Annotated in this window: 4 protein-coding genes; all 4 read right to left on the bottom strand. The window is 57.7% G+C overall.

Annotated elements, in window-relative coordinates:
* Positions 1-1,593, bottom strand: a 1,593-nt coding sequence (locus ACIPLA_RS13720) for a DNA gyrase subunit B (protein WP_401173590.1), incomplete at its 3' end; no start/stop codon positions are given.
* 5 nt (positions 1,594-1,598) lie between these two features.
* Positions 1,599-2,702: a DNA replication/repair protein RecF gene (gene recF, locus ACIPLA_RS13715; protein WP_218395712.1), complete on the bottom strand. Its 1,104-nt coding sequence runs from the start codon at positions 2,700-2,702 to the stop codon at positions 1,599-1,601.
* A 20-nt stretch (positions 2,703-2,722) separates the two neighbouring features.
* Positions 2,723-3,826 carry a DNA polymerase III subunit beta gene (dnaN, locus tag ACIPLA_RS13710; protein WP_401173588.1) on the bottom strand — a complete coding sequence of 368 codons (1,104 nt, stop codon included), beginning with the start codon at positions 3,824-3,826 and terminating at the stop codon, positions 2,723-2,725.
* Positions 3,827-3,865: 39 nt separating this feature from the next.
* The coding region (locus ACIPLA_RS13705; RefSeq protein ID WP_401173586.1) for a helix-turn-helix domain-containing protein at positions 3,866-4,144 on the bottom strand (279 nt) is incomplete at its 5' end.

Raw genomic sequence — 4,144 nt, 5'->3', positions numbered from 1 at the left:
AGCGATGTAGATGTAACCGCGCTCGATCAACTCGGGCAACTGACGGAAGAAGAAGGTCAGCAACAGGGTACGGATGTGCGAACCGTCGACGTCAGCATCGGTCATGATGATGATGTTGTGATAACGCAGCTTGTCAATGTTGTACTCGTCGCGGCCAATGCCGCAGCCCAGCGCGGTGATCAAGGTGCCCACTTCTTGCGAAGAGATCATCTTGTCGAAGCGTGCCTTCTCGACGTTCAGGATCTTGCCCTTGAGCGGCAGGATGGCCTGGGTGCGACGGTTGCGTCCCTGCTTGGCGGAGCCGCCAGCAGAGTCACCTTCCACGAGGTACAGTTCGGAGAGGGCAGGGTCTTTTTCCTGGCAGTCAGCCAGTTTGCCCGGCAGGCCGGCAATGTCCAGCGCGCCTTTACGGCGGGTCATCTCACGGGCCTTACGCGCCGCTTCACGCGCACGCGCCGCGTCGATCATCTTGCCGACGACCAGTTTGGCTTCGTTCGGGTTTTCCAGCAGGAAGTCAGAGAAGTACTTGCCCATTTCCTGTTCGACCGCGGTCTTCACTTCGGAAGACACCAGCTTGTCCTTGGTCTGGGAGCTGAACTTCGGATCCGGCACCTTCACCGAAATAATTGCTGTCAGGCCTTCGCGGGCATCGTCACCGGTGGTGGCAACTTTGTGCTTCTTCGCCAGACCTTCAGCTTCGATGTAGGTGTTCAGGTTACGCGTCAGTGCGGAACGGAAACCCACCAGGTGAGTGCCGCCATCGCGCTGCGGAATGTTGTTGGTGAAGCACAACAGATTCTCGTTGAAGCTGTCGTTCCACTGCAGGGCGATTTCAACGCCGATGCCGTCTTCACGCTGGATGTTGAAGTGGAACACCTGGTTGACCGCAGTCTTGTTGGTGTTCAGGTATTCAACGAACGCACGCAGGCCACCTTCGTACTTGAACAACTCTTCCTTGCCGCTGCGCTCATCCTTGAGGACGATGCCGACACCGGAGTTGAGGAAGGACAGTTCGCGAATCCGCTTGGCCAGGATGTCCCAGCTGAAGTGGATGTTCTTGAAGGTTTCAGCCGAAGGCTTGAAGTGGATCTGGGTGCCAGTGGTTTCGCTTTCGCCAACGATTTTCATCGGCTCTTGCGGAACACCGTGGACATAAGTCTGTTCCCAGATCTTGCCGCTGCGGCGAACGGTCAGGATCAGTTCTTTGGACAGTGCGTTCACCACCGACACACCTACACCGTGCAGACCGCCGGATACCTTGTAGGAGTTGTCGTCGAACTTACCGCCGGCGTGCAGCACGGTCATGATGACCTCGGCCGCCGAGACGCCTTCTTCTTTGTGCACGTCTACCGGGATGCCACGACCGTTGTCGCGAACGGTGATGGACTCGTCCGGGTGGATGATGATGCTGATGTCGTCGCAATGGCCGGCCAAAGCTTCGTCGATCGAGTTATCGACCACCTCGAACACCATGTGGTGCAGACCACTGCCATCGTCAGTGTCACCAATGTACATACCGGGACGTTTGCGTACGGCATCCAGGCCTTTCAGCACTTTAATGCTCGTTGAGTCGTACGTATTTTCTTCGCTCAATGCCTTCACTCCCGATGGTCGTGGGTCTGGGTGATACGGCCCTGTTCCACGTGGAACAGAGCGACTGGCGTTTCCGTCTGCCAGCCTTCCCTCAATAATTCGTGATCTACACAGGTGATAAAGACCTGGCAGCGTAAGTCTTCCAGCAAGCGGCAAAGCGCGCGACGGTGGTGCTCGTCCAGTTCGGACGGCAGGTCATCCACCAGATAAATACACTGGCCGCGACGGGCCTGGCTAACCAAGTGCCCTTGGGCGATCCGCAATGCACAGACCACCAACTTCTGCTGGCCACGAGACAAGATGTCCGCGGCGTTATGTGCGCCCAATCTAAGACGCAAATCAGCGCGTTGTGGTCCGGCTTGGGTATGACCCATTTGCTGATCCCGCTGAAGGGACCCGGCGAGCACTGCACTCAACTCACGGTCTTTGTCCCAACCTCGGTAATAGCTGAGCGTTAAGCCCTCAAGCTCAAGCAGTTCGCTCAAGGTCTGTTCAAAGACTGGTTTCAAGGCTTTGATGTAAGCGCGGCGGTATTCATCTATTTCAGCGCTGGCCTGGCACAGTTCCCTGTCCCAAACCGCTTGCGAAACGGCGTCAAGTGTACCATGTCGCAGCCAAGAGTTTCTCTGGCGCAAGGCCTTCTGCAAGCGCTGCCACGTGGACATGAATCGGGGTTCCACGTGGAACACACCCCAGTCGAGAAACTGTCGGCGAATCTTCGGCGCACCTTCCAGCAGGCGGAAGCTGTCCGGGTTGATCAACTGCAACGGCAGGATCTCTGCCAGTTGCGCAGCACTTCGGGCGTTCTGCCCATCGATGCGAATCTGGAACTCACCCTGCCGGTCGCGAGATATCCCTAACGCGCTGTGTCCACCCTCGGCCAGTTCGACCTGGCCAAACACCGTGCACGCCAATTGCTCGTATTGAATGACGGGTAATAGACGGCTGCTACGAAACGAACGGGCAAGCCCCAGCAGATGAATGGCTTCCAGAACACTGGTTTTGCCGCTGCCGTTGGCGCCGTAAAGAATGTTGATCCGGGGGGAGGGGGAGAAGGTCACCGGGTGCAGATTACGCACCGCGGTGACCGAGACGCGACTTAAGGACATCTAGGTTCTGCTGAGCATGTTTACAGACGCATCGGCATGACAACGTAAGCCGAGTCGTCGTTGTCGGACTCTTGTACCAGCGCACTGCTGTTGGAGTCGGACAGGATCAAGCGAACCTGCTCGGTGGTCATCACGCCCAGTACGTCGAGCAGATAACTCACGTTGAAGCCGATTTCCAGAGAGCCGCCGTTGTACTCAACGCCCACTTCTTCTTCCGCTTCTTCCTGCTCCGGGTTGTTCGCCTGAATCTTCAGCTGACCATTGGCCAGTTGCAGACGGATGCCACGGTACTTCTCGTTGGACAGAATCGCGGTACGGCTGAACGCTTCACGCAAGGCCTGGCGATCGCCGAGTACCAGCTTGTCGCCGCCTTTAGGCAGAACACGCTCGTAGTCAGGGAATTTACCGTCGACCAGTTTCGAGGTGAAAGTGAACTCGCCGGTGGTGGCGCGAATGTGGTGCTGGCCCAGCACGATGCTGACATTGCCGTCCGGTTCTGTCAGCAGGCGCGCCAGCTCAAGGATACCCTTGCGTGGCACGATAACCTGATGACGATCCGGCTGACCGATATCGGCCTGCATCGAACACATGGCCAGACGGTGACCGTCGGTGGCCACGGCGCGGATAATCCCGGCCGAGACTTCCAGCAGCATGCCGTTGAGGTAGTAGCGTACGTCCTGCTGCGCCATCGCGAAGCTGGTGCGTTCAATCAGACGACGCAGTTTGCTTTGCTCAAGGCTGCAGGTCAGCGAGCCTGGGCCTTCTTCCACCGTCGGGAAGTCATTGGCTGGCAGGGTCGAAAGGGTGAAGCGGCTTCGGCCGGCCTTCACCACGAGCTTCTGCTCGTCGACCTTGATGTCGATCAGCGCATCGTTCGGCAAGCTCTTGCAGATGTCCATCAGCTTGCGCGCAGGCACAGTGATGGAACCCGGGTCCGCAGGCTCTTCGAGTTGTACACGACCGACCAGCTCGACTTCCAGGTCGGTACCGGTCAGCGACAATTGCTGGCCTTCGACAACCAGCAGCACGTTGGAGAGCACCGGCAAGGTCTGTCGGCGCTCGACGACGCCTGCGACCAGTTGCAGGGGTTTCAACAGGGCTTCGCGTTTTTTGGTGTATGGCATGGTCTAGTCCCTTGCCTTAATAAGCTGCGCTGGTGTTCATCAAGTAGTCTGTGTACGCAGCAGGTTCTTATAGTCCTCGCGGATGTCCGCGTCGGATTCCTTAAGCTCGTTGATCTTGCGGCAGGCGTGCAAAACAGTCGTGTGATCGCGGCCGCCAAACACATCGCCGATTTCCGGCAGGCTGTGGTTGGTCAATTCCTTGGACAACGCCATGGCGACCTGACGCGGACGTGCTACCGAGCGTGAACGACGCTTGGACAGCAAGTCGGAGATCTTGATCTTGTAATACTCGGCGACGGTGCGCTGAATGTTATCCAC

The sequence above is a fragment of the Pseudomonas sp. NPDC086112 genome (genome assembly GCF_044746425.1).
Taxonomy (GTDB): domain Bacteria; phylum Pseudomonadota; class Gammaproteobacteria; order Pseudomonadales; family Pseudomonadaceae; genus Aquipseudomonas.
The sequence above is the reverse complement of the archived record's forward strand: the minus strand, read 5'-3'. Positions and strand labels throughout refer to the sequence as shown.